This is a genomic window from Amycolatopsis sp. MJM2582 (assembly GCF_000754115.1).
Lineage (GTDB): Bacteria > Actinomycetota > Actinomycetes > Mycobacteriales > Pseudonocardiaceae > Amycolatopsis > Amycolatopsis japonica.
Genome location: NZ_JPLW01000002.1, coordinates 1,190,394 through 1,205,637, shown reverse-complemented (window position 1 = coordinate 1,205,637; position 15,244 = coordinate 1,190,394). Strand labels below are relative to the sequence as shown.

Sequence of the window (15,244 nt, the reverse complement as noted above, 5' to 3'; positions counted from 1 at the left end):
GGGAGCCTCCATCCGGACAGCGGGCCGTATGGGATCGTGAGCGGATGAGGATCTTGCTCGTGGAGGACGAGCGACGCCTGGCCGAGTCGCTCCGGGCGGGATTGAGCGCCGAGGGTTACGCCGTGGACGTCGCGCACAACGGCCGCGACGCGCTCTGGTACGCCGCCGAACATCCGTACGCCGCGATGATCCTCGACATCATGCTGCCGGGGCTGAACGGGTACCGCGTGTGCCGGCGGTTGCGCGAACGGGGCGACACCACCCCGATCCTCATGCTGACCGCGAAGGACGGCGAGGACGACGAGATCGAGGCGCTCGACACCGGCGCCGACGACTTCCTCCCGAAGCCGTTCTCCTACGGCGTCCTGCTCTCCCGGCTGCGTGCGCTGATCCGGCGCGGGGGAGCGATCCGGCCGGGCACACTGCGCCTCGGCGACCTCGAGCTGGACCAGGCGAGCCACACCTGCCGTCGCGGCGGCGCCGAGATCCCGTTGACCACCAAGGAATTCGCCCTGCTGGCGTATCTGATGAAACGGCAGGGCGAGGTGGTCACCAAGGCGGAACTGCTGGAGAACCTCTGGGATTTCGCGGCGTCGGCGACCGCGAACCTGGTGGAGGTCCACGTGAGCGCGTTGCGGCGGAAGATCGACCTGCCGTTCGGCGCGGAGACCATCCGGACGGTACGCGGTGCCGGCTACCACGTGGTGGGCTCCGGTGCCTAAGGCGTGGCGGTCGACCCGCTTCCGGGTCGCGCTGACGTCGTTCGTGACGTCCCTTGTCGCGCTCAGCGTCGTGTCGGCATGGCTGGTGCTCGATGCCCAGAACCGGCTGGGCAGCGGCGCCGCGCAGGTGGCGAGGGAGCGTGCGGCCGCGGTCGTCCAGGTACTCAACACCGGCGCTGCCCCGGCCGACCTGCGGCTCCTCGTGCGGGCTTCGATCTACGAGGTGACCACCCAGACCGGTGAGCGGGTCGCGTCCTGCCCCGGCTTGCGGTTCGGGACGATAGTTCCGGACGGAGGCTTCGAGTACGGCGACAGTGTCCAGAACCTCAAGCCCGGCGCCGTCGACCTCGCCAGCCGGGAATCCGTCGGCTGCGCGCGTGAGCTCGGGGAAGATCCGGAGAGGAACGGGATCCGGCTGCACGTGGCGGCCACCGTGAGCGGCGACAGCAAGTACCGGATCTACGGCGCCGCCATCGTCGACGAGTCCGGACAGGCGGCGCTCGATTCGGTGCGGGTGACGCTGCTGGTGGGTGTCCCGGTGATCGCCCTGCTGATCGGGGCGATCGCGTGGTTCGCGGTCCGCCGGTCACTGCGCCCGGTCGAGGCGATCCGTTCCGAGGTGGCGGAGATCGGCGCGCACGACCTCTCCCGCCGGGTCCCGGCCCCGGACAGCGCCGACGAGATCGCGAAGCTCGCCGAAACGATGAACACGATGCTCGCGCGCCTGGACACCGCGGTCACCCGGCAGAGCCGGTTCACCTCGGACGCGTCGCACGAACTCCGTACTCCGCTGGCGTCCCTGCGGACGCAGCTGGAGGTGTTGCTCGCGCATCCGGACCGGCTGGACTGGCGCGACGCCTGCCGTAACGCGCTCCTCGACATCACGCGGCTGCAGGATCTCGTCGGAGACCTCGTCCTGCTCGGCAAGCTGGACAACGCCGAGCCGGAACGGTCCGCCCCGGTGCGACTGTCCGAAGTGGTCGAATCCTGTCTGTCCGGGCGGCAGGGTGTCCGCGCCGAGATCGGGGACGATCCGATGGTCTTCGGCGACCGCGGCAGGCTGGAGCGGCTACTGCGGAATCTGGTGGACAACGCGCAACGCCATGCCAGGACCGGGGTCGAGGTACGAACGTCCATTGTGGACGTATTCGCCGTGGTGACGGTGACCGACGACGGACCCGGCATTCCCGCTGCGGACCGCGAGCGGGTGTTCGACCGTTTCGTGCGGCTGGACGACGGACGTGCGCGTGACGAAGGCGGCGCGGGTCTCGGGCTGGCGATCGTGGCCGAGATCGCCCACGCGCACGGCGGCACCGTCGAGGTCGCCGACTACGACGGCGGCGCCCGTCTCGTCGTCCGCCTGCCGTTGGCGGAAATGCGAAGCTGAAGACGTCTTCAGCTTCCTTAAGCTTCGGTTCAGCGTCCGGGCTCGAATCTTCGGGCCATGTTCGCTCCTTCGCTCCGTTCGTGGTGGCGGCCCCTCGGCCACGCCGACTACCTGGCCTCGTCGTGGTTCCCCGGCCTCACCGGTGTGCGCGCGCTCGCCGCCGTGGCCGTCGTGTTCTTCCACTACGGAGGTCCCGTCGTGGACCGCCTCCAGGGCTGGATCGCCGTGCAGCTGTTCTTCGTGCTGTCCGGTTTCCTCATCACGACACTGGCCCTGCGCGAGGAAGACCGTGACGGCCGGATCTCGCTGCGCGGGTTCTACCTGCGCCGGATCTTCCGGATCATGCCGGTGTACTTCCTGCTCCTGGCGCTGACCACGGTCGCGGTGGCGATCGCCGGGACGTATCAGAGCAGCAGGCTCGCCGACGCCATGCCGTACTACCTCGTCTTCGGCAACGAACTCGTCGACTTCAACACGCCGTATCCGACCTCGTGGTCACTGGGGGTGGAGGAGAAGTTCTACCTGGTGTGGCCGGCGCTGCTGGTGCTGACGTCGTTCGCCAGAAGCGGGAAGGCCGCGTTGCGCCTGCTGCTGGGCGTATCGGCCGTTCTCGGCGTGGTGCTGTTCGCGGTGCCGCTGGCACCGTCGCACACCTGGGCGAGCCTTTCGGTGCATTACTGCTCGCTGGTCGTCGGCTGTCTCTTGGCGATGACGCTCCACCATCCGCGCGGGTTCGCCCTGGTCCGGCCCTTGACCAGCCCGGCAGTCGCCACGGTGATCGGCTGCGGGTTCATCGTGCTCCAGTTCTCCGTCGGTCCGCTGGCGAAGGCGCTCGGCGGGCATTGGCAGTTCGTCGTCCCGGTCTACGCGGCGGGCTCGGCGCTGTTGCTCGTCGCCGTCGTCTCGCCGGGCCCGGTGCGGGCTCTGCTCGCGAGCAGGCCGCTGACGTTCGTCGGAGATCGTTCGTACGCGCTCTATCTCGCCCAGACCGGCGCCGCCGGGGTCACCGGCTGGTTGCTGCCCAGCGGACTCGCCAAGGCCGCCGCGACCACCGGTGTCGCGCTGGTGTTCGCCTGCGCGCTGCGCCGCTGGGTCGAACAGCCCGCCATCGCCTACGGCCGGAAGGTGCTCGAACGACGCGCGCCCGCCGAGCCTCCGGTGGAGGCCACGGCGGGCGCGCGGTGAAGCGGCGGATCAGTGGTGAGCGGCGGCCGGGGTGCCGCCGGCGCTCTTCTTGACGAACAGCGAACCGACGAACGCGGCCAGCCCGACGCAACCGGCGACCATGAACGTGGTGCGGATACCCGCCGAGTCGGGGCTGGCCGCCCCGGCCGTGGTCGTGCTCGCCGTGGCCACCGCGATGAACACGGCGGTGCCGAGCGCGCCGGCGAGCTGCTGCAGGGTGGCGAGGATCGCGCTGCCGTGTGAATAGAGGTGCTCGGGCAGCGACCCGAGCGACTCGGTCATCAGCGGGGTCATCATCAGGCCGAGCCCGCCCATCAGCAGGACGTGGATGGCGATGGCCGCGATGAGCGGTGATTCCGGGCCGAGCAGCGCGAACAGCCACAGCGAGACCGCCATCGCGGCCGCGCCGGGGATGACCAGGGGCCGGGGGCCGAAGCGGTCGTACAACGCGCCGACCGGGCGGCCGAGCAACCCGAGGACCAGACCGCCGGGGAGCACCGCGAGCCCGCTGACGAACGTGCTGGTGCGCAGGACGGTCTGCAGGTACAGCGGAAGCAGGATCGCCGCGGCGCCGAGCAGGCACATGAACAGCAGCGCCGTCAGCACCAGCGAGACGACGAAACTGCGGTGGGTGAACGGGCGCAGGTCCAGCAGCGCGCGATCTTCCTTCTGCAGGCGCAACTGGCGCCAGGTGAACACCGCGAGCGCCGCGGCCCCGACGACGATCGGCACCCACGGCGGCACCGGCTGGTGTCCACCCGCGGACTCGCCGGACACGGACAGGCCGTACAGCACGCCACCGAAACCGACGGCGGACAGGATCACCGACAGCACGTCCAGCGGAACCTTGCGGGTGTCGCTCTCCAGGCGCAGCTGAAGCAGGCCGACCACCAGGGCGGCGAGCGCGAGCGGCAGCACGATCCAGAACATCCAGCGCCAGCCGAGCGAGGAGAGCACGGCCCCGCCGATGGTCGGGCCGATCGCCGGGGCGACCGCGATGACGATGGTGATCGTGCCCATCGTGGCGCCGCGTTTCTCGACCGGGACCAGGCGCATCACCGTGGTCATCAGCAGCGGCAGCATCACCGCGGTACCGCAGGCCTGGATGACCCGGCCGGTCAGCAGGAGCGCGAAGCCCGGGGCCAGCGCGCTGACCAGGGTGCCGGTGCTGAACAGGGTCAGCGAGGCGAGGAAGACCTGGCGCGGGGTGAACCGTTCGAGCAGGAACCCGGTGGTCGGGATGACGACCGCCATGGTCAGCAGGAAGCCGCTGGTCAGCCACTGGACGGTGGTGGTCGGGACCTTCAGGTCGACGGTCAGGTCACGCAGCGCGACGCTCAGGATGGTCTCGTTGAGGATCATCACGAACGCGGACAGGACCAGGACCCCGATCAGGAGCCCGGCTTTCGCCGGTGCCCGTTCCTGGTCTTGGGTGGTTTCGGGCAGGGTCTCGGTCATCAGTGAAGGGCTCCTGGAAGGGCGCGGGTCCGCGTGGGTCGCCTTCGACGACGGCAACGGTGACAGCGAAGGCGAGGGTGAATTCGTCCTTCAGTCTGCCTGTGCCGGTCCTTGCCTGTCACGTGAATTTCCGTAGTGAGTACGGTCACTGCCCTTTCGGGCGGCCTCGGACAGCACGTCGGCGGAACGGATTTTCGGTGGTGGCACGATAAAATCGGCCTGTGACCAGAGCGATCACGGCGGAGCGGTGGCATTCGGTGCGGCGAGCCTATCGGGTGACGGGCGCGCGATTCGCGGAAACGGTGGGCCGCGTCCGGGATCCGGCGGCGATGGTCACCGCGGAGTGGACGGTGGCCGAAACGGTCGCCCACGTCGCGATGATCGCGAAGATGTACACGACGCTGGTCCGCCCGGACAGCGCCCCGGTACTGGACGCGCGCGGCCGGAGCCAGGTCGAAAAGACCACTGTGGACACGGTTTCCGTATTGAACGGCTTGGTGCTCCGGGACTTTCCCGAACGCGACCTCGGTGTGCTGGTGACCGGATTGCTGGCGGACATCGAAGAAGTACTGCGCGTGACCGAGGACGCCGACCCGGCGACGTTGCTGGACTGGCTCGGGGATTCGAAGGTGCCGCTGGCCGGTGTGCTCGCCCACCTGGTCAACGAACTGCAGATCCACGGCTGGGACATCGCCAGGGCGCTGAGACTGCCGTGGACGATTCCGCCGGCCGACGCGGCGTTGTTCTTCGATCTCTTCCTGGTCGGTGTGCTGGGTCACGACGTCGGGCACCTCCTCGACACCGACGAGCCGCCGCGCGAACGACGGATCGCCGTGGCGTTCCGGTCGGCCTACACGTCGCCGGTCGTGCTGGTGCTGCATCGGGGACGGGTGAGCGTCGAGGAGCCCGGAGGCCCGGTCGACGCGCGGATCTCGTTCGATCCGCCGTCGCTGAACCTGATGCTGTTCCACCGGGTCGGCAAGGTCCGTTCCGCGCTGACGGGCAAGATCGTCATCGGCGGTCCGCGACCGTGGCTGCTCGCCGCATTCCTGCGTGTCGTGCGTCTGCCCTGAGCGCACGGCTAGGCTTTCGCGGTGCCGAAGGATTCCATCGACCGCATGGTCGACGAGTGGGCCGCCAGCGACGGTGCGCTCGACGTCAGCGCCCTGCAGGTGGTCGGCCGGTTGTTCCGCACCGCCGGGCACGGCCAGGCGACCGTCGTCGAGGCACTTCGGCCGTTCGGTCTGAGCTATGCCGACTTCGACGTCCTGAACACGCTCCGGCGGCGCGACGATCCCGGCGGGACGCATCCGCGGGATCTGGCGGAGACCGCGCTGATCACCTCCGGCGCGATGACCGCGCGGCTCGACCGGCTGGAGCGGAGTGGCCTGGTGAAGCGTCACTCCGATCCCGAGGATCGCCGCGCGGTCCGGATCCGGCTCACCAAGGCCGGGACCGACCTCGCGGCGAAGGCGCTGGACGCCGTTCTCGTCGCCGACGAGGACATCCTGTCGCCGCTCAGTCCCGCGCAACGGCGGACGCTGGCCGCGCTGCTGAAGAAGCTCCTCCTGCACGCCGAAACGGGCTAAGCGTTCTCGGTCTCGAACTCCGCCTTGTACGCGGCCGCGCGCTCGATCGAGTCGACCGGCCAGGCGACCAGGCTCACCAGGACTCGGTCGCCGACGGCCGCCGCGACGTCGCGGGCGATGGTCAGCGAGGTGCCACCGCAGATCTCGATCGCCTCGGTCCCTGCGTCGGCCAGCTCGCGGGCGATCCGGACCGCGGTGGGGGAGTCCGGCACCGAGACCACCGTCGTCCTGCCGCCGCTCGCGTGCTCGCGGACCAGGCGGTGCTTCGCCGGATCGGCACTCGGATGCCCGACGAAGACGGTGGCGGAATCGCGGATCGGCCGCGGCGCCGGTGCCCCGTACCCCGCGACACCGACCGCGGCCCGGCCGTCGACGGCCTCGATGACCTGAGCGGCCGAAGCGAGGTCGAAACCGCGGTACAGCTCCATGAGCCGGGCGCCGTCGGCCACCGCCTCGGCCGCGACCTTCGCGGCGGCGGCGCCGTCCGGAACCCAGACGAGCAAAGCCTCCGCGTCGCCGAGGTCCTGTGTCACCCGATCGGTTCCGGGGTCGGAACCCGGCTCCAGAAAGAGGAACAGATCGATGTTTTCGCTCATGACACCCACCCAGTTAGCTTGGTATTGAACTACTTGATGCCAAGGTCAACCGGCCGGGCTCGCCGCGTATTCCGGAAAGTTCAGGCGGGAGCGTCGAACCGGCGCCGCGAGTCCTCGATGTGGCCGAGGAACCGGTGGGTCCAGTCGCACATCCCGTCGACCGTCGCGCGCAGGCCGTGGCCCGCCTCGGTGAGGGTGTAGTCGACGCGCGGCGGCACCGTCGGATGCACGGTTCGCTCGAGCAGGCCGTTGCGCTCCAGCATGCGGAGGTTCTGGGTGAGCATCTTGTGGCTGATGCCCTCGATGTCGTCGCGCAACTCGGTGAACCGCCGCGTGCGGTCGCCGATCGTTTCGATGATCAGGAGCGCCCACTTGTTGGCGACGTCGGAGAAGATCTCGCGCGCCAATGAGTCCGCCCGCAGGAGATCGGCGTCGTCCGAACCGTCGAGCTGCTTGGTCACCATCAGGTTCCCCAGTCACGAAAAGGTGCGTTCTTCCAGGTCGCCGCACACTCTCCTACAGTTCCTGGGTAACCACAAGTGACCTATGAGGAGTACGGATGAGCATCACCCTGGTGAATCCCGCGGGACTGCCGAAGATCCCCGCCTACCGGCAGGTGTCGATCGCGACCGGGTCGAAGCTGGTCTTCATCGCGGGGCAGGTCTCGTGGGACGCGGACGGGGCCCTTGTCGGCGAAGGCGACCTCGCCGCCCAGGTCGAGCAGTGCTACCTGAACGTCGGTGCCGCGCTCGCCGGGGCCGGCGCCACCTTCGACGACGTCGCGAAGGTGACCGTCTACGTCGTCGACTGGACGCCGGACAAACTCGCGCTGTTCCTCGAAGGCGTGGACCGTGCCGCCGCGAAACTGGGCGGTACCCCGGTCCCGCCGGGAACGCTGATCGGTGTCGCGGCACTCGACGTGCCCGAACACCTCGTCGAGGTCGAGGCGACCGCGGTCATCGACTGAGGCTCACTGACCGCGCGCGGCACGCCAGATGGGGCTGTCGACGTAGTGGTTGTCGTACTGCTTCGAGGACGCGGCGATCTCCGAAGGGTCCGCTTCGCCGCGCGCGACCCGGTCGAGGAGGCGGTAGTAGTCGAAGCGGGCCATGCCCGGTGTGAAGGTGACCAGGACGTCCGCGTCCGATCCGGCGGCGGGCCCGAACGCGTGCGGCACCCTGGGCGGCACGGCGAGGAAGTCGCCCTTTTCCAGGGTGTGCAAGGTTTCCTCGACGAGGACCTGGAGTTTCCCTTCGAGCACGAAGAAGAACTCGGTCGCGCGGGTATGGAAGTGGGCCGGAGTGCCGAAGACGCCGTCCTTCAGGGTCGCGCGGTTCGCGGTGAAGCCCCCGTCGGTGGTGTCCGAGTCGGCCAGCAGCGTGATCTCGCTGCCCGGCGCGTCGCTGACGATCTCGGCGTCGGCGGCCCGGAGGAGAATGGGGTCGAACATGGTGGCGGCTCCTTGGTTCTGCGTGTTCAGCAGGCTCGCTGACAGGACCAAGCCTCTCCCGGGGGCGGAGGGTCATCAACGCGGAAAGCCGCGCTGATCGATAATGCGGAGGTTATCGATGCGGCTGGCTGTCCGTGAAGGCCTCCTTGAGGGACTCTGGGTCCCTCAAGGAGGCCTTCACGGACTTGGCGCGCCCCGGAGCGGGAAGCGTTGATGAGGGATTTGGGACGTTGAATGTCCCAAATCCCTCATCAACTACGCGGAGTACGAAGTCTTCCACTGCCTCGATGGCCGCCACATGTGCCTCGCTTGCATCAGCAGTCGCAACTGCAGCGCGTGAAGGCCCCCTCTCCTCGGCTCAGCCGAGGGAAGGAGTCCTTCACGCGCTCGCCCATAGGTCAGGCGGCGAAGACCTGCGAGTCGTCGGCGAAAGCCTTGAACTCCAGTGCGTTGCCCGCCGGGTCCAGCAGGAACATCGTCCACTGCTCACCGGTCTGGCCCTCGAAGCGGACGTAGGGCTCGATGACGAACGAAGTGTCCGCTGCGCGCAGCCGGTCCGCGAGCTTCTGGAACTCCGGAACCGTCAAGATCAGGCCGAAGTGGGGGACGGGCACGTCGTGACCGTCGACGGGATTGTGGATCCGCTGCGGCCGTTCCGGGGCGAGGTGCGTGACGAACTGGTGGCCGTGGAGGTTCCAGTCGATCCAGGTGTCGGAGCTACGGCCCTGTTCGAGGCCGAGGACTTCGCCGTAGAAGGTGCGCGCGGCGGCCAGGTCGTCGACGGGCATGGCGAGATGGAAGCGCGGGATGGGGGAGTCGAGGACGGTCATTCCGAGAGATCCTTTCCGGCGGGGCGAGCACTTGTCGCAATGTTAACATTAGGACAAAGAGTACGGTCGCTACGATCGGGCGGTTCCGGCGGAAGGATGAGGATGAGCGAACCCGGCAGGGTGGTGCCGGCGCGTCGTCGTGGGCTGGCGGACGAGGTGGCCGACAGGGTCAGGGACGCCATCTTCGGCGGCGCCTATCCGCCCGGCGCGCAGCTGCGCGAGGTCGAGCTTTCGGAGGCGCTGGGTGTCAGCCGTGGTCCCGTACGGGAGGCGCTGCTGAAACTGGAGCGCGAGGGCTTGGTCCGCAGTGAATGGCATCGCGGCGCGATCGTCACGACGCTGTCCGATGTGGACGTCGCGGAGCTCGACAGCCTGCGCTCGGCCCTGGAACAGCTCGCCGTCCGGCTCGTGGTCGCGAACGCACCCGAGGCGGACCTGGCCGCGATCGACGAGGTCGTCGACCGGATGGACCGGGCGCGCGACGAACACGAGATGGTCCGCTGCGACATCGACTTCCACGACGCGGTCTACGCCGCCTCCGGGCATCGGCGGCTCGTCGAGGCGTGGCAGGCGATCCGCTCCCAGGTGTACCTGTTCCTGCTGACGCGGATCGGAGTGAGCTCCGACGGCTACCTCGCGAGCATCCCGGCCGAGCATCGACGGCTGGCGTCCGCGCTTCGTGCCCGCGATGGCGAGAAGGCGCTCGAACTCTTCGCCGTCCACCGCGGCGAGGCCTTCGCCGTGCTGACCGGTAAGTGACCGTGCTCAATATCCGGTTCAACGACTTGGCCGCCGCCGCGCTCGACCAGGCGGATGCGATACCGCCTGACCGGCTGGCGCCGGGGCTGCGGGAGATGATCGCCGACGGGGTCGTTCTGACCGGCGAAGTGCTCACTCTCGGTGGGATTCCCGACTGGGCCGGACGGCCGCCGGGAAGGCAGGCCGACCTGACCGACTGGGAATGCTTCGTGAGCAGCTTCCATCTCGAAGACCACCTGCCGATCGAAGTGGGAAGCCTGCCCGACGGCGAACCGGTGATCTCCGAAGCGGATCAGACTCTGATGTTGCGTCACGGCCTCAGGTTCGCGCTCGAGATCGCCAAAGCGGCGCCGGTCCCCGTTCGATGCGTCGTCGGCGCCAACAGTACGAACGGGACGTTCCGGTTCCACCGTGCCCGGCCGAGGGAGTCCTGGCTTCACAGCGATCTGGACGCCTATCGTATGGAGAAGGTGATCACCGTCGATCGCGGTCCCGCGACCCTGGGCGGAACCCCCTGGTGACCGATACGGCGCCGAGGCGGACGAAATGGTGCCCTGGGTCTTGACGCCAAGGTGGGCCACGGCTTAACTCAAGCCCTGAAATAAGGCGTGTCCCGGGTCACAGGCCCGGACGCGGCTTGGCCACTCACCCCGAGGACCATCGATGCGAATCGGAAAGATCGCTCCCGCGCTCGTCCTGGCGCTGGCGGCCGCCGCCACGACGGCGTGCGGCGGCGGCGACACGTCGTCCAGTGCTCCCAAGGAGCTCGTGTACTGGGCGTCCAACCAGGGCACCAGTCTCGACAACGACAAGGCCGTCCTGCAGCCCGAACTGGACAAGTTCGAGAAGGCCTCCGGGATCAAGGTCGAGCTCGAAGTCGTCCCGTGGACGGATCTGCTCAACCGGATCCTCGCGGCCACCACGTCCGGCAAGGGGCCGGACGTGCTCAACATCGGCAACACCTGGTCGGCCTCGTTGCAGGCGACCGGGGCGTTCCTGCCGTTCGACGACGCCGCGCTGGAGAAGGTCGGCGGGAAGTCGCGGTTCCTCGGCCCCTCGCTGGCGGCCACCGGGGCGAGCGGACAGCCGCCGGTCGGCGTACCGCTCTACGGCCAGGCGTACGGCCTGTACTACAACAAGAAACTCTTCGCCGAGGCCGGCATCACCAAGCCGCCGGCCACCTGGGAAGAGCTCGTCGAGGACGGCAAGAAGCTCACCAAACCTGACAAGGGCCAGTGGGGGCTGTCGCTGCAAGCCGGCCAGGTCACGGAGAACAGCCACCACGCGGCGATCCTCGGCGCTCAGCAGGGTGCGCAGTTCTTCACCGCCGAGGGCAAACCGCAGCTCGCGTCGGATCCCTCTGTCGCGGCCGTGCGGCAGTTCGTCGACCTGATGCAGAAGGACAAGATCGTCAACCCGGCCAACGCCGAGTACGCCGACACCGCCAAATCCCTCAAGGACCTGTCCGACGGCAAGGCCGCGATGTTCATGAACCAGGCTTCCGCGGGGTCGTTCAAGAACATCGGGATGGACATGGCGAACCTCGGTGTCGCACCGATCCCGTTACCCGCCACCGCGCCGCCGAACGGCCGGAAGGTGACCAGTTTCGTCGCGGGCATCAACATGTCGGTCTTCAAGAACACCAAGAACCCCGACGCCGCCCTGGATTTCGTCAAGTTCATGGTCTCGGCGCCGGAGCAGGCGCTGCTCAACAAGACCTACGGTTCGCTGCCGACCGTCCAGGACGCGTACAGCGACGCGGCGTTCCAGACCGAAGACGTCAAGGTGTTCCAGAACGTGCTCGCGAACTCGGCCGAGCCGATGCCGCAGGTTCCGCAGGAATCGCAGTTCGAGACCCTGATCGGCACCGCGATGAAGGGGATGTTCGCCGACGTCGCGGCGGGCAAACCGGTCGACGAGGCCAAGATCCGCGACCAGCTGAACCAGGCGGACCAGCAGATCGCGGCCGGTGGTTGATGCCGACCGCGCTCGACGAAGCCCCGGCCGTGAAGGCGGCCGGGGCCCCCGGACCCCAGGGTGTCCGGCGCAAGCGGCGCCGGGTCGCGCTGCCGTATCTGCTCCTGCTTCCGGCGATCCTGCTCGAACTGCTCGTCCATCTGATCCCCATGGTCGCCGGGCTCGTGATGAGCTTCTTCAAGCTCACGCAGTTCTCCATCCGGGACTTCTCGTCGGCCCCGGCGGCGGGGCTGGACAACTACAAGTTCGTCCTGGACTTCAACGCGGCGGCGGGGAAGTCGCTGCTCGGCTCGTTCTGGATCAGCATCCTCTACACCGTCCTTTCGGTCGGGTTCTGCTGGCTCTTCGGGACGTCGGCGGCCGTGCTGATGCAGAAGAACTTCCGCGGGCGCGGCCTGCTGCGGACGCTGTTCCTGGTGCCGTACGCGCTGCCGATGTACGCCGCGGTGATCACCTGGTCGTTCATGTTCCAGAAGGACACCGGCCTGGTGAACGACCTGCTGGGCACCGATTCCTTCTGGCTCATCGGGGACAACAGCTTCTGGTCGCTGGTGGTCGTCTCGGTGTGGCGCAACTGGCCGTTCGCGTTCCTGATCGTGATGGCCGGGCTCCAGAACATCCCCGGAGAACTGTACGAGGCGGCCGCCATCGACGGCGCGAGCTGGTGGCGCCAGTTCCGGGCGATCACCCAGCCGATGCTGCGCCCGGTCAACCAGGTATTGCTGCTGGTGCTGTTCCTGTGGACGTTCAACGATTTCAACACGCCGTATGTCCTTTTCGGAGCGTCCGCGCCGAAGGAGGCGTCGCTGATCTCGATCCACATCTACCAGAGCTCGTTCGTGACCTGGAACTTCGGCCTAGGCTCGGCGATGTCGGTGCTTCTTCTGCTGTTCCTGCTGATCGTCAGCACCGTCTACTTGGGACTGAACGCACGCCGGAGGAACGCCGTTGTCTGAGCCTCGCTGGGTCCCGTGGGCCCGCCGATTCGTCCTCGGTTTCCTCGCCCTGTTCACCCTGATTCCGCTGTACGCGATGGTTTCTTCGTCGCTGAAGCCGCTCGGGGACGTGCAGGGCACCTGGGAGTGGATCCCGACGACGCTGACCATCCAGCCGTTCTTCGACATCTGGGAGACCATCCCGCTCGCCGAGTACTTCGTGAACAGCCTGGTCATCTCCGGGTCGGCGGCGATCCTCTCCGTGGTGATCGCGATCTTCGCGGCGTACGCGCTGAGCCGGTTCCGCTTCCGCGGCAAGAACTTCTTCAAGATGACCGTGCTGTCCACGCAGATGTTCCCCGGCATCCTGTTCCTGCTGCCGCTGTTCCTGATCTTCGTCAACATCGGCAACACCACCGGCATCGTCCTGTACGGCTCCCGGCTCGGGTTGATCATCACGTATCTGACCTTCTCGCTGCCGTTCGCCATCTGGATGCTCGCCGGCTACATCGACTCGATCCCCAAGGAACTCGACGAAGCCGCGATGGTCGACGGCACCGGGCCGTTCGGCGCGCTGATCCGCGTGGTGGTCCCGGCGGCCATGCCGGGCATCGTCGCGGTGGGGATCTACTCGTTCATGACGGCCTGGGGCGAGGTCCTGTTCGCGTCGGTGATGACCGACTCGGGCACGCGGACCCTCGCCGTCGGTCTCCAGGAGTACTCCACCCAGGTCCAGGTGTACTGGAACCAGGTCATGGCCGCGTCCCTGATCGTCTCCGTCCCGGTCGTCGCCGGATTCCTTCTGCTCCAGCGTTATCTCGTCGCCGGGCTCACCGCCGGTGCCGTGAAATGACCCGCCCGTCGTTTCGTACAGAGAGGTCCGCCTTGAATCTGCACCTGCCCGCCGATTTCCTGTGGGGTGCGGCCACCGCCGCGTACCAGGTGGAAGGCGCCGTCGACGCCGACGGCCGCCTCCCGTCCATCTGGGACGACTTCGTCCGGGTCCCGGGTGCCGTCCTGAACGGCGACACCGCCGACGTCGCGTGCGACCACTACCGGCGCTGGCCGGAGGATCTCGCCATCATGAAGCGGTTGGGCCTTGACGCGTATCGCTTCTCCGTCGCTTGGCCGCGGGTGATCCCGACCGGTCGCGGCACGGTCAACGCGGCGGGTCTCGACTTCTACGACCGGCTGGTCGACGCGTTGCTCGAAGCCGGGATCCGGCCGTTCGCCACGTTGTTCCATTGGGACCTGCCCTCGGCGCTGAAGGGCGGCTGGCCGGAGCGTGACACGGCCTACGCGTACGCCGAGTACGCCGCCGTCGTCGCGGCTCGGCTGGGAGACCGGGTCGCGGACTGGAACACCGTGAACGAACCCCTGTGCTCGGCTTGGCTCGGCTATCTCGAAGGCCGGTTCGCCCCTGGCGTCAAAGACCTCAAGCAGGCCATCGACGCGTCGCACCATCTCCTGCTCGCGCACGGCCTCGGCGTACAGGCGATCACCGCCAACGCCGCGAAGCCCGCCAACGTCGGCCTGGTGGTCAACCTCAGCGGGATCGAGCCCGCGTCGGACTCCACCGCGGACGTCGAGGCGGCGAAGCGGATGGACGGACACGTCAACCGCTGGTGGCTCGACCCGTCGAACGGCCGAGGCTACCCGGCGGACATGATCGAGGTCTACGGCGTCGAACCGCCCGTGGTCGGCAATGACCTCGAAGTGATCTCGACGCCGGTCGGCTTCCACGGGCTGAACTACTACTTCCGGCAGATCGTCGAGGACGACCCGGACGGTCCCGCACCCCGTGCCCGGCAGGTGCCGGTCGAGGGCGCGGCGACCACGGCGATGGGCTGGGAGATCCACGGACAGGGGCTCGCGGACCTGATCCACCGGCTCGCCAACGAGTACGGCGCCCGCGCCATCTACGTCACCGAGAGCGGGGCGGCCTTCGACGACAAGGTCGCTGAGGACGGTTCGATCCACGACGCCGACCGCATCGCCTATCTGGAGGAACATCTGGGCGCGGTGGCCGGGGCCGCCGAAGCCGGGGCGCCGGTGAAGGGTTACTTCGCCTGGTCGCTGCTCGACAACTTCGAATGGGACAGCGGGCTGAGCAAACGGTTCGGGCTCGTGCGGGTCGATTACGACACGCAGGTCCGCACGGTCAAGGCGAGCGGGTACCGGTACGCGGAGATCATCGCGGAACACCGGAAACGCTGAGGGGTCCCGGTACGTCATGAAAGGGCCGTTCAGGACATATTTCGTCCTGAACGGCCCTTTCATGACACCCGACCCGCCGGGGCTGAGCCGGCAAGCGGTTCGTGCGGGCGGATGGACCGAGGGGTCCGGATTCGTCGCG

General features: G+C 68.1%; 17 protein-coding genes. 12 read left to right on the top strand and 5 right to left on the bottom strand.

From position 1 onward, the window contains the following. Positions 1-44 precede the first annotated feature (44 nt). From ED92_RS15790 to ED92_RS15780, 3 genes are read left to right on the top strand one after another with little or no spacing between them, the layout of a single operon-like run. Positions 45-722, top strand: coding sequence for a response regulator transcription factor (locus ED92_RS15790; RefSeq protein WP_037338585.1), 678 nt, complete (start codon positions 45-47; stop codon positions 720-722). Beyond that, complete coding sequence (locus tag ED92_RS15785; RefSeq protein ID WP_037338582.1) at positions 715-2,109, top strand: ATP-binding protein; 1,395 nt, start codon at positions 715-717, stop codon at positions 2,107-2,109. The genes ED92_RS15790 and ED92_RS15785 overlap by 8 nt, the downstream gene beginning before the upstream one ends. A 57-nt stretch (positions 2,110-2,166) precedes the next feature. After that, the gene (locus ED92_RS15780) at positions 2,167-3,294 is read left to right on the top strand and encodes an acyltransferase (RefSeq protein ID WP_037338579.1); all 1,128 of its coding nucleotides are present in this window, start codon (positions 2,167-2,169) and stop codon (positions 3,292-3,294) included. Positions 3,295-3,303: 9 nt separating this feature from the next. Here ED92_RS15780 and ED92_RS15775 read toward each other — a convergent pair whose 3' ends face one another. Next, a complete protein-coding gene (locus ED92_RS15775) occupies positions 3,304-4,752 on the bottom strand; it encodes a DHA2 family efflux MFS transporter permease subunit (RefSeq protein ID WP_037338577.1) in 1,449 nt (482 codons plus the stop codon). Between the two features lie 221 nt (positions 4,753-4,973). Between ED92_RS15775 and ED92_RS15770 the strand changes: the two genes are divergently transcribed. Continuing rightward, a complete protein-coding gene (locus ED92_RS15770) occupies positions 4,974-5,825 on the top strand; it encodes a maleylpyruvate isomerase N-terminal domain-containing protein (protein WP_081975805.1) in 852 nt (283 codons plus the stop codon). A gap of 21 nt (positions 5,826-5,846) precedes the next feature. Continuing rightward, complete coding sequence (locus ED92_RS15765) at positions 5,847-6,341, top strand: MarR family winged helix-turn-helix transcriptional regulator (protein ID WP_037338575.1); 495 nt, start codon at positions 5,847-5,849, stop codon at positions 6,339-6,341. Here ED92_RS15765 and ED92_RS41365 read toward each other — a convergent pair. Both ED92_RS41365 and ED92_RS15750 read right to left on the bottom strand, forming a co-directional pair. Beyond that, positions 6,338-6,937 carry a DUF6506 family protein gene (locus ED92_RS41365; RefSeq protein WP_052120587.1) on the bottom strand — a complete coding sequence of 200 codons (600 nt, stop codon included), beginning with the start codon at positions 6,935-6,937 and terminating at the stop codon, positions 6,338-6,340. The genes ED92_RS15765 and ED92_RS41365 overlap by 4 nt on opposite strands. Before the next feature lie 80 nt (positions 6,938-7,017). Next, positions 7,018-7,401 carry a helix-turn-helix domain-containing protein gene (locus ED92_RS15750; protein ID WP_037338572.1) on the bottom strand — a complete coding sequence of 128 codons (384 nt, stop codon included), beginning with the start codon at positions 7,399-7,401 and terminating at the stop codon, positions 7,018-7,020. A gap of 95 nt (positions 7,402-7,496) precedes the next feature. Here ED92_RS15750 and ED92_RS15745 point away from each other — a divergent pair, with 95 nt between their 5' ends. Next, positions 7,497-7,904, top strand: coding sequence for a RidA family protein (locus ED92_RS15745; RefSeq protein WP_037338571.1), 408 nt, complete (start codon positions 7,497-7,499; stop codon positions 7,902-7,904). Between the two features lie 3 nt (positions 7,905-7,907). Here ED92_RS15745 and ED92_RS15740 read toward each other — a convergent pair whose 3' ends face one another. Then, positions 7,908-8,387, bottom strand: coding sequence for a cupin domain-containing protein (locus ED92_RS15740; protein ID WP_037338568.1), 480 nt, complete (start codon positions 8,385-8,387; stop codon positions 7,908-7,910). Positions 8,388-8,785: 398 nt separating this feature from the next. Beyond that, positions 8,786-9,217 (bottom strand): VOC family protein, encoded by a 432-nt coding sequence (locus ED92_RS15735; protein WP_016334582.1) that lies wholly within the window; start codon positions 9,215-9,217, stop codon positions 8,786-8,788. Positions 9,218-9,319: 102 nt separating this feature from the next. Here ED92_RS15735 and ED92_RS15730 point away from each other — a divergent pair, with 102 nt between their 5' ends. The 6 genes from ED92_RS15730 (at position 9,320) to ED92_RS15705 (ending at position 15,105) form a co-directional block, all read left to right on the top strand. Next, entirely contained in the window at positions 9,320-9,976 is a 657-nt protein-coding gene (locus ED92_RS15730; protein ID WP_037338566.1) for a GntR family transcriptional regulator, read from the top strand. Positions 9,977-10,002: 26 nt separating this feature from the next. Beyond that, positions 10,003-10,497 (top strand): hypothetical protein, encoded by a 495-nt coding sequence (locus ED92_RS15725; RefSeq protein ID WP_235213284.1) that lies wholly within the window; start codon positions 10,003-10,005, stop codon positions 10,495-10,497. A gap of 142 nt (positions 10,498-10,639) precedes the next feature. Beyond that, positions 10,640-11,953, top strand: coding sequence for a sugar ABC transporter substrate-binding protein (locus ED92_RS15720; protein WP_037338564.1), 1,314 nt, complete (start codon positions 10,640-10,642; stop codon positions 11,951-11,953). Beyond that, positions 11,953-12,909 (top strand): carbohydrate ABC transporter permease, encoded by a 957-nt coding sequence (locus ED92_RS15715; protein WP_037338561.1) that lies wholly within the window; start codon positions 11,953-11,955, stop codon positions 12,907-12,909. The genes ED92_RS15720 and ED92_RS15715 overlap by 1 nt, the downstream gene beginning before the upstream one ends. Then, the gene (locus ED92_RS15710) at positions 12,902-13,741 is read left to right on the top strand and encodes a carbohydrate ABC transporter permease (RefSeq protein WP_037338559.1); all 840 of its coding nucleotides are present in this window, start codon (positions 12,902-12,904) and stop codon (positions 13,739-13,741) included. The genes ED92_RS15715 and ED92_RS15710 overlap by 8 nt, the downstream gene beginning before the upstream one ends. A 32-nt stretch (positions 13,742-13,773) precedes the next feature. Next, positions 13,774-15,105, top strand: coding sequence for a GH1 family beta-glucosidase (locus ED92_RS15705; protein WP_037338558.1), 1,332 nt, complete (start codon positions 13,774-13,776; stop codon positions 15,103-15,105). The last annotated feature ends 139 nt before the right edge of the window (positions 15,106-15,244 follow it).

What these genes read in the sequence shown, in the direction of transcription:
- ED92_RS15790 (WP_037338585.1), top strand. Translation starts at nt 45, where the DNA reads ATGAGGATCTTGCTCGTGGAGGACGAGCGACGCCTGGCCGAGTCGCTC.
- ED92_RS15780 (WP_037338579.1), top strand. Translation starts at nt 2,167, where the DNA reads ATGTTCGCTCCTTCGCTCCGTTCGTGGTGGCGGCCCCTCGGCCACGCC.
- ED92_RS15775 (WP_037338577.1), bottom strand. Translation starts at nt 4,752, where the DNA reads ATGACCGAGACCCTGCCCGAAACCACCCAAGACCAGGAACGGGCACCG.
- ED92_RS41365 (WP_052120587.1), bottom strand. Translation starts at nt 6,937, where the DNA reads ATGAGCGAAAACATCGATCTGTTCCTCTTTCTGGAGCCGGGTTCCGAC.
- ED92_RS15750 (WP_037338572.1), bottom strand. Translation starts at nt 7,401, where the DNA reads ATGGTGACCAAGCAGCTCGACGGTTCGGACGACGCCGATCTCCTGCGG.
- ED92_RS15745 (WP_037338571.1), top strand. Translation starts at nt 7,497, where the DNA reads ATGAGCATCACCCTGGTGAATCCCGCGGGACTGCCGAAGATCCCCGCC.
- ED92_RS15740 (WP_037338568.1), bottom strand. Translation starts at nt 8,387, where the DNA reads ATGTTCGACCCCATTCTCCTCCGGGCCGCCGACGCCGAGATCGTCAGC.
- ED92_RS15735 (WP_016334582.1), bottom strand. Translation starts at nt 9,217, where the DNA reads ATGACCGTCCTCGACTCCCCCATCCCGCGCTTCCATCTCGCCATGCCC.
- ED92_RS15730 (WP_037338566.1), top strand. Translation starts at nt 9,320, where the DNA reads ATGAGCGAACCCGGCAGGGTGGTGCCGGCGCGTCGTCGTGGGCTGGCG.
- ED92_RS15720 (WP_037338564.1), top strand. Translation starts at nt 10,640, where the DNA reads ATGCGAATCGGAAAGATCGCTCCCGCGCTCGTCCTGGCGCTGGCGGCC.
- ED92_RS15715 (WP_037338561.1), top strand. Translation starts at nt 11,953, where the DNA reads ATGCCGACCGCGCTCGACGAAGCCCCGGCCGTGAAGGCGGCCGGGGCC.